This is a genomic window from Nocardioides sp. NPDC059952, assembly GCF_042730435.1.
In the GTDB taxonomy this organism is placed as follows: Bacteria; Actinomycetota; Actinomycetes; order Propionibacteriales; family Nocardioidaceae; genus Nocardioides.
Map to the genome: position 1 here is coordinate 34,408 of NZ_JBHWLY010000044.1, position 13,849 is coordinate 48,256.

Annotated in this window: 13 protein-coding genes; all 13 read left to right on the forward strand. The window is 71.2% G+C overall.

Features of this window, described 5'->3' with window-relative positions:
• Nucleotides 1-24 precede the first annotated feature (24 nt).
• On the forward strand, nt 25-1,062 hold the full coding sequence (locus ACFV9G_RS19415) for a substrate-binding domain-containing protein (RefSeq protein ID WP_378729153.1): 1,038 nt from the start codon (nt 25-27) through the stop codon (nt 1,060-1,062).
• Nucleotides 1,063-1,154: 92 nt separating this feature from the next.
• Entirely contained in the window at nt 1,155-2,330 is a 1,176-nt protein-coding gene (locus tag ACFV9G_RS19420) for a Gfo/Idh/MocA family protein (RefSeq protein WP_378729154.1), read from the forward strand.
• A 78-nt stretch (nt 2,331-2,408) separates the two neighbouring features.
• Nucleotides 2,409-3,230, forward strand: a complete 822-nt coding sequence (locus ACFV9G_RS19425; RefSeq protein WP_378729155.1) for a ThuA domain-containing protein — start codon at nt 2,409-2,411, stop codon at nt 3,228-3,230.
• Nucleotides 3,227-4,390: an inositol-3-phosphate synthase gene (locus ACFV9G_RS19430; protein ID WP_378729156.1), complete on the forward strand. Its 1,164-nt coding sequence runs from the start codon at nt 3,227-3,229 to the stop codon at nt 4,388-4,390. The genes ACFV9G_RS19425 and ACFV9G_RS19430 overlap by 4 nt, the downstream gene beginning before the upstream one ends.
• The gene (locus ACFV9G_RS19435; protein ID WP_378729157.1) at nt 4,387-5,235 is read left to right on the forward strand and encodes an SCO3242 family prenyltransferase; all 849 of its coding nucleotides are present in this window, start codon (nt 4,387-4,389) and stop codon (nt 5,233-5,235) included. The genes ACFV9G_RS19430 and ACFV9G_RS19435 overlap by 4 nt, the downstream gene beginning before the upstream one ends.
• Nucleotides 5,232-6,110, forward strand: coding sequence for a sugar phosphate isomerase/epimerase family protein (locus ACFV9G_RS19440; protein WP_378729158.1), 879 nt, complete (start codon nt 5,232-5,234; stop codon nt 6,108-6,110). Before ACFV9G_RS19435 ends, ACFV9G_RS19440 begins: the two co-directional genes overlap by 4 nt.
• The gene (locus ACFV9G_RS19445; protein ID WP_378729159.1) at nt 6,107-6,703 is read left to right on the forward strand and encodes an EboA domain-containing protein; all 597 of its coding nucleotides are present in this window, start codon (nt 6,107-6,109) and stop codon (nt 6,701-6,703) included. The genes ACFV9G_RS19440 and ACFV9G_RS19445 overlap by 4 nt, the downstream gene beginning before the upstream one ends.
• A complete protein-coding gene (locus ACFV9G_RS19450) occupies nt 6,703-7,560 on the forward strand; it encodes a TatD family hydrolase (protein ID WP_378729160.1) in 858 nt (285 codons plus the stop codon). Before ACFV9G_RS19445 ends, ACFV9G_RS19450 begins: the two co-directional genes overlap by 1 nt.
• The gene (gene eboE / locus ACFV9G_RS19455) at nt 7,557-8,741 is read left to right on the forward strand and encodes a metabolite traffic protein EboE (RefSeq protein WP_378729161.1); all 1,185 of its coding nucleotides are present in this window, start codon (nt 7,557-7,559) and stop codon (nt 8,739-8,741) included. The genes ACFV9G_RS19450 and eboE overlap by 4 nt, the downstream gene beginning before the upstream one ends.
• The gene (locus ACFV9G_RS19460; RefSeq protein ID WP_378729162.1) at nt 8,738-10,102 is read left to right on the forward strand and encodes an alkaline phosphatase family protein; all 1,365 of its coding nucleotides are present in this window, start codon (nt 8,738-8,740) and stop codon (nt 10,100-10,102) included. The genes eboE and ACFV9G_RS19460 overlap by 4 nt, the downstream gene beginning before the upstream one ends.
• A 17-nt stretch (nt 10,103-10,119) precedes the next feature.
• Nucleotides 10,120-11,127 carry a sugar phosphate isomerase/epimerase family protein gene (locus tag ACFV9G_RS19465; protein ID WP_378729163.1) on the forward strand — a complete coding sequence of 336 codons (1,008 nt, stop codon included), beginning with the start codon at nt 10,120-10,122 and terminating at the stop codon, nt 11,125-11,127.
• A gap of 31 nt (nt 11,128-11,158) precedes the next feature.
• Nucleotides 11,159-12,115, forward strand: a complete 957-nt coding sequence (locus tag ACFV9G_RS19470; protein ID WP_378729164.1) for a sugar phosphate isomerase/epimerase family protein — start codon at nt 11,159-11,161, stop codon at nt 12,113-12,115.
• Nucleotides 12,116-12,290: 175 nt separating this feature from the next.
• A partial coding sequence (locus ACFV9G_RS19475) for a glycosyltransferase (RefSeq protein ID WP_378729165.1) occupies nt 12,291-13,849 on the forward strand: 1,559 nt, incomplete at its 3' end.

A 13,849-nucleotide genomic window follows, 5' to 3' on the forward strand; every position in this document is an offset into this window, starting at 1 on the left:
CCTTCCACGCTCTAGGAGCACCTCATGAAACTGAAGTCCACAGCAAAGATCCTCGTCGCCGGTCTCTCGGTGCTCGCCCTCTCGGCCTGCATCAGCAACACCCCCGAGAAGTCCGAGAACGTCGGTGGCACCTCCAACGCCGAAGCCGGTTCCAACGACGAGAAGGGCGACACGGTCGTCATCGGCTTCTCGGCTCCCGCCGCCGACCACGGCTGGATGGGTGCGATCAGCGAGCAGGCCAAGACTGCTGCCGAGGCCTACGAGGACGTCGAATTCCGCCTGGCGGAGGGCACCAACGAGGTCGGCCTGCAGATCAGCCAGGTCGAGACCTTCATCAACGACAAGGTCGACGCCATCGTGCTGCTGCCCTTCGACGGCGCCGCGTTGACGCCGGTGGCTCTCAAGGCGATGGAGGCCGGCATCCCGGTCATCAACGTCGACCGTGAGTTCAACGACCCCAACGCCGCCCGGGTCACCGTCCTCGGCGACAACTACGGCATGGGCGTCTCGGCCGGTGAGTACGTCTGTGAGCAGGCCGACGGCAAGACCGACGCCGTCGTCGCCGAGATCGCCGGCATCGACTCGCTGCCGCTGACCCAGGACCGCAGTAAGGGCTTCAAGGACGCGCTGGCCAAGTGTGACCTCGACGTCGACAACCGGGTCGCCGCGGACTTCACCGTCGAGGGCGGCGAGAAGGCGGCCTCCAACCTGCTCCAGGCCGCGCCGAAGATCGACTTCCTGTGGAACCACGACGACGACCAGGGCGTCGGCGTGCTCGCCGCGATCAACAACGCGGGCCGTGACGAGTTCACCATGGTCGGCGGTGCCGGCTCGGCCAACGCGATGCGCGAGATCGAGGCCGACAAGGGCGTCCTCAAGGCGACGGTCATCTACCCCTCCACCCAGGCTGCCGACGGCATCAAGCTCGCCCGGCTCCTGGCGCAGGACAAGGCCATGTCCGACCTGGTCGAGGTGACCGTGCCGCGCACCATCCAGCTGGACGCGCCGGTCGTCACCAAGGAGAACGTGGAGGAGTTCCTCCCCACGGCCTTCGAGTCCTGACCGAGCCAGACACGGCCCGACCCAGCCTGACCGCAAGATCGCTCCGTGCTCGGGCACGGAGCGACACCACCGAAACACAGGATCGAGTTCCGATGACCGAGCAGAAAGCCACGCTCGGTGTGGGGATGATCGGCTATGCCTTCATGGGCGCCGTCCACTCCCACGCCTGGCGCAGCGCCCACCGCTTCTTCGACCTTCCCCTGACCCCGCGGATGCAGGTCCTCTGCGGCCGTGACGCGACTCGCGTGGCCGAGGCCGCCACCCGGTTCGGCTGGGAGGAGAGCGTCACCGACTGGCGCGACGTGATCGCCCGCGACGACGTCGACCTGGTCGACGTGTGCACGCCCGGTGACACCCACGCGGAGATCGCGATCGCCGCGCTCGAGGCCGGCAAGCACGTGCTGTGCGAGAAGCCGCTGGCCAACAGCGTGGCAGAGGCCGAGCGGATGGCCGCGGCCGCGGCGGTGGCAGCCGAGCGGGGAGTGCGGGCGATGGTGGGGTTCACCTACCGCCGCGTTCCCGCGATCGCGCTGGCCCGGAAGCTGGTCGCCGACGGTCGTCTCGGAGAGCTCCACCACGTCCGCGCGCAGTATCTCCAGGACTGGCTGGCCGACCCCGAAGCCCCGCTGAGCTGGCGCCTCGACAAGACCAAGGCCGGCTCGGGAGCGCTCGGTGACATCGGCGCCCACGTCATCGACCTGACCCAGCACATCACCGGTGACCGGATCCTGGAGGTCTCCGGGATGCTGGAGACGTTCGTCAAGGAGCGCCCGGTGGCCGAGAGCTCGTCCGGGCTCTCCGCCACCGCCGGGGCCGAGCGCGGGCCGGTCACCGTCGACGACGCCGCGCTCTTCCTGGCGCGGTTCGCCGGGGGAGCGGTCGGTTCCTTCGAGGCCACCCGGTTCGCCACCGGTCGCAAGAACGCGATCCGGATCGAGATCAACGGGTCGAAGGGCAGCCTGGCCTTCGACTTCGAGGACATGAACGTCCTGCACTTCCACGACGCGACCCTGCCGGACACCGAAGGCGGCTTCCGCCGGATCGTGGTCACCGAGCCCGAGCACCCATGGGTCGCGGGCTGGTGGCCGCCGGGTCACGGCCTCGGCTACGAGCACGGCTTCACCCACCAGGTCGTCGACCTCGTCCAGGCACTCGGCGAGGGCGCCGAGCCGACGCCGACGTTCGCCGACGGACTCCAGGTGCAGCGTGTGCTCGCCGCGGTCGAGACCAGCTCCGACACCAGGACGTGGCAGGAGATCCCCACCTGACCCACTCCGCCGCCGCGCCCGCGCCCTGAATCGACCTCTGGAATGACTCAGCCACTCAGCTCGGAAGGGACACTCATCATGAAGTACGGATCGAGAAGGTTCAGAACTCTGATCGCGGGCGCGGCTGTGGTGGCCGTCGCCGCCCTGGTGCCGGCGACGTCCGCCACTGCCGACCGCCCTGCCGACCGCCCTGCTGGGGGTCATGGGCACGGGACGTACGACGTCCTGGTGTTCTCCAAGACCGCCGGGTTCCGGCACGGCTCCATCCCCGACGGCGTCGCGGCGATCCAGAGGCTGGGGGCCGAGAACGGCTTCACGGTGACCGCCACCGAGGACGCGGCGGTGTTCAACGACACCGACCTGGCGGCGTACGAGGCGGTGCTGTGGCTCTCCACCACCGGTGATGTGCTCGATGCGGGGCAGCAGGCGGCGTTCGAGCGCTACATCCAGGGCGGTGGTGGCTATGTGGGTGTGCACGCCGCCTCCGACACCGAGTACGACTGGCCCTGGTACGGCGGCCTCGTCGGTGCCTACTTCGCCGGTCACCCCGCCCAGCAGACCGCGACGGTGAAGGTGCACGGGCACAACACGGCTGCGACCGCCGAGCTGCCGAGGCGGTGGACCCGCTGGGACGAGTGGTACAGCTTCCGCGACCGTCCGGCCGACTCGATCCGGGTCCTCGCCGACCTCGACGAGCGCAGCTATGACCCGGGTCCGTACGCGATGGGCAACCCGCACCCGATCGCCTGGTGCCACCGCTACGACGGCGGCCGTGCCTTCTATACCGGTATGGGGCACACCACGGAGTCCTACACCGAGCCGGAGTTCCTCTCCCACGTGCTCGGCGGCATTCAGATGGTCGCCGGAGCGGCCCGGTTCCGCTGCGAGGCGGACCGATGAGCGCGCGGGTCGGGCTCTGGCTCGTCGGTGCCTGCGGCTCGGTGGGGGTCACGACGACGGTCGGTGCCCTGGCGGTCAGAGCCGGGCTTGCCGGACGGGTCGGGCTGGTTGCCGAGCAGCCGGAGGTCGCGGCTGCCGGGCTGCCCTCCCTCGACGACCTGGTGATCGGCGGACACGATCTGGCGGGCGAGCCGCTGGCCAAGCGGGCCGAACGGCTCGCCGCGGGCGGGGTCGTCCCCGCCGGGATCCTGCCGGCGATCGCCGGTGAGCTCGAGGAGGTCGAGGGGCGGCTGCGTACGGGCTATGACCCGGCGGGCGCCGAGCCCCAAGGTCTCGCGGTCGAGCGGTTGACCGCCGACCTCGTGGCCTTCCGCGAGGAGCACGGGCTCGAGCGCGTCGTCGTGGTGGATGTGGCGAGCACCGAGCCGCCGGCCCAGGTCACCGACGGCGGACCGCTCGCCGATCCCGACGCCCTCGACGCGGCGCTGGCCGCGGGCGAGTCGCCGCTGCCGGGCAGCTCCGTCTACGTCCTGGCCGCCTACCGGGCCGGTTGCCCGGTGGTCTCGTTCACGCCGAGTCCCGGGCCGCGGCTTCCGGTGCTCGTCACCCTCGCCGACCGGGCCGGGCTCCCGTGGGCGGGCTCGGACGGCAAGACCGGGGAGACGCTGCTGAAGTCGGCCCTGGCGCCGATGTTCTCGACACGGGCCCTGCAGGTCAACGCGTGGGCGTCGTACAACATGCTCGGTGGCGGGGACGGTGCCACGCTCGCCGACCCGGCCAACGCACAGAGCAAGCTCGTCACCAAGGCCCAGGGGCTGGAGGCGATGCTCGGTCACCCGGTGGAGGGGCCGATGCACATCGACTACGTGCCCGACCACGGCGACTGGAAGACCGCCATCGACCACGTCTCCTTCGAGGGCTTCCTCGGGGTGCGGATGTCGCTGCAGTTCACCTGGAGCGGCTGCGACTCGGCGCTGGCCGCGCCGCTGGTGCTCGACCTCGCCCGGCTCACCCTGCGGGCGGTCGAGGTGGGGGAGTCGGGACCGCTCCCGTTCGGGTTCTTCTTCAAGGACCCGGCGGGCTCGGACGAGCACCGGCTCGGCACCCAGTGGGAGGAGCTGGTCGCGTGGTGCGGCCGGGTCGGCCAGGTGGGTGCATGACGTCTCGCGCCGGAGCCTTCGCCGAACTCGTCCGGCTGCCGGCGGCCCTCACCGTGCCGGGCGACACCCTGGCCGGGGCCGCCGCGGCCGGTCCGCTGGGGGCGCGCGCGGTCGCGATGCCGGCTGCCTCGGTGGCGCTCTACTGGGCCGGGATGGCGCTCAACGACTGGGCCGACCGGGACCTCGACGCCGTCGAGCGCCCCGAGCGGCCGATCCCGTCGGGTCGGATCAGCCCGCGGCAGGCACTGGGGGTGGCCGTCGGGCTGACCGCGGCGGGCGTCGGGCTGGCCGCTCTCGTCGGAGGCCGTCCGGCCGCGGCGACGGCGGCAGCCCTGGCCGGAACGGTATGGGCCTACGACACCGTCCTCAAGGACACCCCGGCCGGACCGGTCGCGATGGCCGCGGCCCGAGGCCTCGACGTGCTCCTCGGGGCGGCTGCTGCCGGACGTACGCGGGCCGGGCTGGTGCCAGCCGGCCTCCTCGCCGTGCACACCGCCGGGGTCACCCTGCTGAGCCGAGGCGAGGTCCACGGCACCCGGCCCCTCACCGCGGGCCTCGCCGGTAGCGTCACGGTCGCGACCGCGGCCGCGGCGGCCGGCCACGGCCGGGCGGCGCTTCCCGTCGCCCTCGCCGCGACGTACGCACACGGCGTCGGCTCCGCCCAGCTCGCCGCGGTCTCCTCGCCGGATGCCAGTACGGTCCGGCGGGCCACCGGTGCCGGGATCCGCGGGATGATCCCGCTCCAGGCCGCGCTCGTCGCCCGCCGCTCGCCGCTGGCCGCGGTCGCGCTGCTGGCCGCCGGCCCGATCGTCAAGGCCGCCTCGAAGGTGGTGTCGCCGACATGAGCACGACGAGCACGTTGCGGTTCGGCTACGGCACCAACGGCATGCACAGCCACCGGCTCGAGGACGCGCTGAGCCTCCTGGCCGCGCTGGGCTACGACGGAGTCGCGCTGACCCTGGACCACCTTCACCTGGACCCCTTCCGGCCGAACCTGGCGGGCCGGGTCGCCCAGGTCGGCCGCCGGCTGGACGAGCTCGGCCTCTCGGTCGTGATCGAGACCGGCGCTCGCTACATTCTCGATCCGCTCCGCAAGCACTACCCGACCCTGCTGCACGCGGGCACGGACGCGACCCGTCGGGTCGAGTATCTGCACCGGGCGGTCGAGGTGGCCGCCGACCTCGGCGCGGAGGCGGTCTCGTTCTGGTCGGGCACCTTGCCCGAAGGCGTCGACGAGGACCGGGCCTGGGGACGCCTGTGCGACGGGGTGTGGCGGGTTCTCGACCTGGCGCAGCGCCGCGGGGTCGTGTGCGCCGTCGAGCCCGAGCCCGGGCACTTCGTCGACACCCTCGATTCCGTCCTCGAGCTGCGCCGGCGTCTCGACGACCCGGAGCTGCTGCGGGTCACCCTCGATCTCGGCCATGTGGTCTGCAACGAGCCGCGGGGGATGGCCGAGACCATCCGCCGGGCCGGTCCGCTGCTGGCCAACGTGCAGGTCGACGACATGGTCGAGGGCGTACACGAGCATCTGGAGCTGGGCACCGGCGAGGTCGACTTCGCCGAGGCCCTCGGTGCCCTGGTCGAGATCGGCTACACCGGGCTCGCCGCGCTCGAGCTGCCTCGCCAGTCCCACGCCGCCCCGGTCGTCGCCGAGCGCTCCCTCACGTTCCTGCGAGACACCCTCGCGGCCCTTCCCCGGTCCGAGGGGGTGGGCACATGAACGAGAAGCTCCTCGCGCAGTGGTGCGCCGAGATCGAGACCGACCCCACCAAGATCAGATCCCTGTTCCCGGCCGCGGCCAGGGAGGTCGGCCGCACGCCCGGAACCTCGGCCGAGCCCGGCGCGGAGCGGGTCGAGGACGGCGTACGCCTCCGGCTGCTGGTGGCGCTCGGCGGTGCCCTGACCGGTGATCCGGACACGTTGAGCACCGAGGTGCACGACCTCTACCGTTTCGGCGACGCCGACGAGCGGCGGGCGGTCCTGCTCGGCCTCGGGGACCTCGACGACGCCCTCGGCGACCGCGCCCTCGACCTGGTCCACGACGCACTGCGCACCAACGACCTGCGCCTGGTGGCCGCGGCCCTGGGGACGTACGCCTTGCGGCTCGACGACGCCGCGTGGCGTCAGGCGGTGCTCAAGTGCCTCTTCGTCGGCGTACCTCTTCGTCTGGTCGCCGGTCTGGAGAGAGCCGACGACGAGCTGCGCCGGATGGTCGCCGACTACGCCGCCGAGCGGCGCGCGGCCGGCCGCGAGGTGCCCGCCGACGCGCTGTCCTTCCTGCCCGCCCCCACCCAGACCACTCGGGAGTCCTGATGCGCATCTTCGACCCGCACATCCACATGAGCTCGCGTACGACCGACGACTACGAGGCGATGGCGGCCGCCGGGGTCCAGGCCCTGGTGGAGCCGGCTTTCTGGCTCGGCCAGCCACGGACCAGCGTGGACTCGTTCGTCGACTACTTCGACGCGCTCGTCGGCTGGGAGCGGTTCCGGGCCTCGCAGTTCGGGATCGCCCACCACTGCACGATCGCGCTCAACCCGAAGGAGGCCAACGACCCGCGCTGCACGCCGGTGCTCGACCTGCTGCCGCGCTACCTCGCCAAGGACGGGGTGGTCGCGGTCGGCGAGGTGGGCTTCGACTCGATGACGGAGGACGAGGAGAAGGCGTTCAGCCGCCAGCTGGAGCTGGCCCGGGAGTTCGCGCTGCCGGCGCTGGTGCACACCCCCCACCGCGACAAGCTGGCCGGGACCCGACGCACCCTCGACCTCGTCGAGGCGGCCGGGATGGAGCCCGGGATGGTCGTCGTCGACCACCTCAACGAGGTGACGGTCGACGTCGTCGACGAGGCGGGTGCCTGGATGGGCTTCTCGATCTACCCCGACACCAAGATGGACCCCGACCGGATGGTCGCGATCCTCCAGCGGCGCGGTCTCGACCGGGTGCTGGTCAACTCCGCGGCGGACTGGGGGAAGAGCGACCCGCTACGCACCCGCGCGACCGGCGAGGCGATGCTCGCCGCCGGCTTCACCGAGGACGACGTCGACCGGGTGCTGTGGCGCAACCCGGTGGAGTTCTTCGGCCAGAGCGGACGGCTCCTGCTCGATGCTCCCGAGAGCAGCCAGGGTGACACCTTCGCGGGCAACTCGCTGCTGCGAGGTGAGCGCGCATGAGGTTCCGGCACCGCGACGGCACGGTCGTCCACCTCGGCTACTGCAGCAACGTGCACCCCGCCGAGGACGTCGACGGGATCCTCGACCAGCTCCGTCGCTATGCGGGGGAGGTCCGAGCCCGGCTCGGGGTCTCCCGCCTCGGCCTCGGCCTGTGGCTTCCGGCCGCGACCGCGCACGAGCTGGCCGCCGACCCGGCCACCCTCGACCGGCTGCGCGCCGGACTCGATCGCCACGGACTCGAGGTCGTCACCCTCAACGCCTTCCCGTACGCCGGGTTCCACGCCCCGGTGGTGAAGCGCGACGTCTACTCACCGGACTGGTCGACGCGACGCCGCCTCGACTACACCCTCGACTGCGCCCGGGTGCTGGCGGCGCTGCTGCCCGACGATGCGTCCCGCGGCAGCATCTCCACCCTGCCGCTGGGCTGGCGCACCCCGTGGTTCACCGACCGGGACCGGGCCGCGCGGGAGCTGATCGGCGAGCTCGCCGACGGTCTGGCCGGCATCGAGTCCGAGCACGGCCGGACGGTGCGGGTCGGTTTCGAACCGGAGCCCGGCTGCGTCGTCGAGACGACCCGGGACGCGGTGACCCGGCTCGCCGGGCTGGCCCCGGAGTATCTCGGCATCTGCGTCGACACCTGCCACCTCGCCACCCAGTTCGAGGACGCCACCGAGGCGCTCGACCGGCTGCACGTGGCCGGGCTGCCGGTCGTCAAGGTCCAGGTCTCCGCGGCGCTGCACGCCGACGACCCCAGCGACCCGGCGACGCGGGAGGCCCTGGCCTCCTACGCCGAGGACCGATTCCTGCACCAGACCCGCGAGCCGCGCGGAGGACGGGTGGACAGCCGCGACGACCTGCCCGAGGCGCTCACCGGCCATCGTCCGCTGCCGGCCGAGCATCCCTGGCGGGTGCACTTCCACGTACCTCTCCACGCCGATCCGGCCCCGCCGCTGCGCAGCACCCGCGACCACCTCGCCGGCACGCTCGACGCGCTCCTCGGCGGCCCGGTGGCCCACACCGACCACCTCGAGGTGGAGACGTACACCTGGGGAGTCCTGCCCGAGCAGGTCCGCCCCAATGGAGATGCCGGGCTGGTCGCGGGCATCGCGGCCGAGCTGGCCTGGACGCGCGACCGGCTCCTCGAGTCCGGTCTCGAACAGCTGCAGGAGGCCTCCGCATGAGTGACGAGAAGCTGCTGGTCATCGACGTGGTCGGGATGACCCCCGAGCTGCTCCAGCACATGCCGCGGGTGCGGCAGGTGGGGGAGTCGGGGTTCACCGCCGAGCTCGGCACCGTGCTGCCCGCGGTCACCTGCTCGGTCCAGTCGACCTTCCTGACCGGCACGCTGCCGCGCGATCACGGCATCGTCGGCAACGGCTGGTACTTCCGCGACCTCGGCGAGGTGCTCCTGTGGCGCCAGCACAACGCGTTGGTCCAGGGCGAGAAGCTCTGGGACGTCGTCCGCCGCCGGCGCCCCGGAGCGAAGGTCGCCAACATCTGCTGGTGGTACGCCATGGGTGCCGACGTCGACACCACCGTCACCCCGCGCCCGGCCTACCACGCCGACGGCAAGAAGTCGCCGGACTGCTGGACCTGGCCGCCATCGCTCCACGACACCCTCACCGCGGAGCTCGGCCCGTTCCCGCTGTTCACCTACTGGGGTCCCACCGCCTCGATCAAGAGCTCGGCCTGGATCGTCGCGGCCGCCCGCAAGGTCATGCCCGACCACGACCTCACCCTCGTCTACGTCCCGCACCTCGACTACGACCTGCAGCGGTTCGGCCCCGACAGCCCGCAGGCGGCCCAGGCCGCCCGCGACGTCGACGCCACCCTGGCGCCGCTGCTCGACGACGCCGAGGCCGCGGGCGTCCGCGTGGTGCTGCTGAGCGAGTACGGCATCACCCGCGCCACCCGGCCGGTCGACGTCAACCGGCTGCTGCGCCGCGAGGGCCTGCTCCACGTCCACCACAACGCCACCGGCGAGCTGCTCGACCCGTGGACCTCGCGGGCCTTCGCGGTCGCCGACCACCAGATCGCCCACGTGTACGTGAAGGACCCGGCCGACCTGGAACGCGTCCGGGACCTGCTCACCGGCCTCGACGGGGTCGCGGAGGTGCTCGACCGCGCCGGCCAGGCGGCGTACGGACTCGATCACGAGCGCGCGGGCGAGCTCGTCGTGGTGGCGGAGCCGGATGCCTGGTTCACCTACTACTACTGGCTCGACGACGCGAACGCACCGGACTTCGCCCGCGGCGTCGAGATCCACAAGAAGCCCGGCTACGACCCCGCCGAGCTGTTCCTCGACCCCGAGGACCGCTGGGTCAAGCTGCGCGCCGCGACCACGCTGGCCCGCAAGACGGCCGGGCTGCGCTACGCGATGAGCGTGGTGCCGCTCGATCCCGCCCCGGTCTCCGGCAGCCATGGCCGGCTGCCGGACGACCCCGGGCACGGCCCGGTACTCGTCTGCTCCGACGCCTCTGTCAAACGCGACCGGTTCGAGGCCACCGAGGTCCGAGACCTGCTTGCTTCTCTGCTCCCCTGAGGAAGGACAAACACACCATGACCCGACCGATCACGCTCTTCACCGGCCAGTGGGCGGACCTGCCGTTCGAGGAGGTCTGCCGCCTCGCCTCCGAGTGGGGCTACGACGGCCTCGAGATCGCCTGCTGGGGCGACCACCTCGACCCCTGGCAGGCTGCCGAGGACGAGACGTACGTCCGGGCGAAGCTGGACCTTCTCGCCAAGCACAACCTGCAGGTCTTCGCGATCTCCAACCACCTCAAGGGCCAGGCGGTCTGCGACGACCCCATCGACCAGCGCCACCGAGACATCCTGCCCGCCAAGATCTGGGGCGACGGCGACCCCGAGGGCGTACGTCAACGGGCCGCCGAGGAGATGAAGATGACCGCCCGGGCGGCGAAGAACCTGGGCGTCAAGACCGTCGTCGGCTTCACCGGCTCCTCGATCTGGAAGTACGTCGCGATGTTCCCGCCCGTCTCCCAGGAGATGGTCGAGGCCGGCTACCAGGACTTCGCCGACCGGTGGAACCCGATCCTCGACGTCTTCGACGAGTGCGGGGTGCGGTTCGCCCACGAGGTGCACCCCTCCGAGATCGCCTACGACTACTGGTCGACCGTCGCGACGCTGGAGGCGATCGGTCACCGGGAGGCGTTCGGGCTCAACTGGGACCCCAGCCACATGGTGTGGCAGCAGGTCGACCCGGTCGGGTTCCTGTGGGACTTCCGCGACCGGATCTACCACGTGGACTGCAAGGACACGAAGATGCAGACCGGCAACGGCCGCAACGCCCGGCTCGGCTCCCACCTCGCCTGGGCCGACCCGCGCCGCGGCTGGGACTTCGTCTCGACCGGCCACGGCGACGTGCCGTGGGAGCAGTGCTTCCGGATGCTCAACTCCATCGGCTACGACGGCCCCATCTCCATCGAGTGGGAGGACGCCGGGATGGACCGTCTCATCGGCGCCCCCGAGGCGCTCGAGTTCGTCCGCCGGCTCGCCTTCGACGCCCCCGAGGCTTCCTTCGACGCGGCGTTCTCGACCGCCGACTGACCCGCAACACCCAAGAAGAAGGAGTTACGAGATGTGTTTTGGATTCGACGGTGACGGTGCGCTGCAGCGCTCACTCGAACAGCGCGGGCTCAGCCGGCGCTCCCTCATCCGCGGCGCCGCCGCGGGTGCTGCCGCGCTCGGGGTCAGCGGTGCTCTGGCCGCGCCGGCACAGGCCGCCGCCAGCTCCGGACGTGGGCACGGCGGCCGCCGGGTCCCGGCCGACAAGATCAGCATCCAGCTCTACACGCTGCGGTCGATCATGACCGGGGCAGGTGTCGACGCGACGCTGGCGAAGCTGGCGCAGATCGGCTACGACCGGGTCGAGCTGGCCGGTCTCTACGGGCGCACCGCCGCGGACATCCGAGGCGTCCTCGACGGGCTCGGGATCCGCTCCAACTCCAGCCACGACGGCCTGAGCAGCAGCTTCGCGGCGCTCGAGACCAAGTTCGACAACTCCGAGACGCTCGGGGTCCGCTACCTCAACGTGCCCTATCTGGCCTCCAGCTCGCTCTCCGACTGGCAGGCCTGGGCCGACCAGATGAACAACGAGGCGGCGGCCGCGAAGCGGCGCGGCTTCCGCTACGGCTACCACAACCACGCCCATGAGTTCACCACCGATCTCGGTGGCGGAGTCACGCCTTGGGACGTGTTCATGCGGGAGCTCGACCCGGCCTACGTCCACCTCGAGGTGGACCTCTACTGGGCCGTCACCGGCGGGGTGAACCTCGGCATGTCCAGCGACGACGCCATCGACTTCGCGATCGACGTCGTCGACCGGGCGCCGCTCGAGGTCCGCCAGTACCACGTCAAGGACCGCAACGAGGCCACCGGTGACCACGTCGACCTCGGCACCGGGTTCATCGACTTCGCCAAGATCTTCCGCGCCCACCAGGTCGAGGACTACATCGTGGAGAACGACAGCCCCGACGTCACCCCGATCCAGACCGCGGAGGTGGGCTACTCCTACCTGCGTGGCCTGCGCTTCTGACGTACGCCACCCCTGACTCGGCAGCCGCCCCCGACCCTCCCTCCGGGGCGGCTGCCGTCGTCTTCTGGACACTCGGTGAACCGGTCGAGAAGTTGAGATGACGACCATCCCCCAACGGTCGAGCGCCCCGTGTCGGGGGTCGCGAACCCTCGGTGAGGGTCATAGGCTGAAGACCATGCCATCGCCCCGGGTATCGCTGATCACCGCTGTCTACAACCCGCCCGCCGATGCCTTCGAGGACACGATCGCGTCGGTTCTCGGCCAGACCCACGAGGACTGGGAGTGGGTCCTCAGCGACGACCGCTCGCCGGCTCCGTGGGTGCTGCCGCGGCTGAGGGAGCTGGCCGCGAACGAGCCGCGGGTGCGGATCGTGGAGCGCGCGAAGAACGGCGGCATCGTGGCCGCCTCGAACTCGTCGCTGGCCGAGGCGACCGGCGAGCTGATCGCCCTGCTCGACCACGACGACGTGCTCGAGCCGAACGCGCTGGAGAAGATGGTCCGCACCTACGACCGGTTCGAGGACCTCGACTACGCCTACAGCGACCAGGACCTGATGTCGGACGCGGGCGAGCTCCGCGACGCCTACTACAAGCCCGACTGGTCCCCGGAGCGACTGCGCCACCACAACTACTGCACCCATTTCTCGGTGTTTCGCCGCTCCGTCGTGGAGGAGGTCGGCGGCTTCCAGGAGGGCTTCGACGGCTCCCAGGACCACGACCTCGTGCTGCGGGTCAGCGAGCGCGCGCGGCGCATCGTCCACGTCCCCGGCGCGCTCTACCACTGGCGCCAGGTGCCGGGCTCCGCCGCCGCGGACAACCACGCCAAGCCCTACGCCTGGGACGCCGGCGTACGCGCCGTGCAGGCCCATCTCGACCGGCTCGGGATCCGAGCCACGGCCTCGCACGGCGTCTCGCCCGGGCTCTACCGCGTCGAGCGGGAGCCCGACCTGGACACCCCGGTCAGCGTGATCATCCCGACCATCGGCACCAGTGCGATCGTGTGGGGCGAGAAGCGCGCGATGGTCGTCGAGACCGTCCGCTCCGTGGTCGCCTCGACCGAGCACCGCAACCTCGAGTTCGTGATCGTCTACGACACCCCGACCCCGGCCCCGGTGCTGGAGGCGCTGCGGGCGATCGAGGGCGCCGACATCAAGCTGGTCGAGTTCACCGAGAAGTTCAGCTTCAGCGCCAAGTGCAACGTCGGCGCCGCCCACGCGACCGGTGACGTCCTGGTCTTCCTCAACGACGACATGGAGGCCTACTCGCAAGGCGTCATCGAGAACCTGATCGCGCCGCTGCGTGAGGCGGGAGTCGGCATGACCGGCCCCAAGCTCCTCTTCGAGGACTTCCGCATCCAGCACGCCGGCCTGGTCTACGGCAGCGGCACCATCACCCACGCCTACTACCGGTCCCGCCCCGAGGAGCGGGGCAACCACGGCGAGCTGCACATCAACCGGGAGACCTCCGCGCTGACCGGCGCCTGCCTCGCCATGCGGCGCGAGGTCTTCTTCGACGCCGGTGGCTTCAGCGAACGGCTGCCGGTCAACTACAACGACGTCGACCTGTGCCTCAAGGTCCGTCGCTCACTGGGGCTGCGCCTCGTCTGGCTCCACGACGTCACCCTCTTCCACTTCGAGTCCATCAGCCGCGACAACGCCGTCCACGACTGGGAGAAGGACTTCATCAGCAACCGCTGGGGCAACTACAAGGACGTACGCGAGGCCTACTCCAACGG

Coding starts and splice junctions, on each gene's coding strand:
- ACFV9G_RS19415 (WP_378729153.1), top strand. CDS start 25: ATGAAACTGAAGTCCACAGCAAAGATCCTCGTCGCCGGTCTCTCGGTG.
- ACFV9G_RS19420 (WP_378729154.1), top strand. CDS start 1,155: ATGACCGAGCAGAAAGCCACGCTCGGTGTGGGGATGATCGGCTATGCC.
- ACFV9G_RS19425 (WP_378729155.1), top strand. CDS start 2,409: ATGAAGTACGGATCGAGAAGGTTCAGAACTCTGATCGCGGGCGCGGCT.
- ACFV9G_RS19430 (WP_378729156.1), top strand. CDS start 3,227: ATGAGCGCGCGGGTCGGGCTCTGGCTCGTCGGTGCCTGCGGCTCGGTG.
- ACFV9G_RS19435 (WP_378729157.1), top strand. CDS start 4,387: ATGACGTCTCGCGCCGGAGCCTTCGCCGAACTCGTCCGGCTGCCGGCG.
- ACFV9G_RS19440 (WP_378729158.1), top strand. CDS start 5,232: ATGAGCACGACGAGCACGTTGCGGTTCGGCTACGGCACCAACGGCATG.
- ACFV9G_RS19445 (WP_378729159.1), top strand. CDS start 6,107: ATGAACGAGAAGCTCCTCGCGCAGTGGTGCGCCGAGATCGAGACCGAC.
- ACFV9G_RS19450 (WP_378729160.1), top strand. CDS start 6,703: ATGCGCATCTTCGACCCGCACATCCACATGAGCTCGCGTACGACCGAC.
- eboE (WP_378729161.1), top strand. CDS start 7,557: ATGAGGTTCCGGCACCGCGACGGCACGGTCGTCCACCTCGGCTACTGC.
- ACFV9G_RS19460 (WP_378729162.1), top strand. CDS start 8,738: ATGAGTGACGAGAAGCTGCTGGTCATCGACGTGGTCGGGATGACCCCC.
- ACFV9G_RS19465 (WP_378729163.1), top strand. CDS start 10,120: ATGACCCGACCGATCACGCTCTTCACCGGCCAGTGGGCGGACCTGCCG.
- ACFV9G_RS19470 (WP_378729164.1), top strand. CDS start 11,159: ATGTGTTTTGGATTCGACGGTGACGGTGCGCTGCAGCGCTCACTCGAA.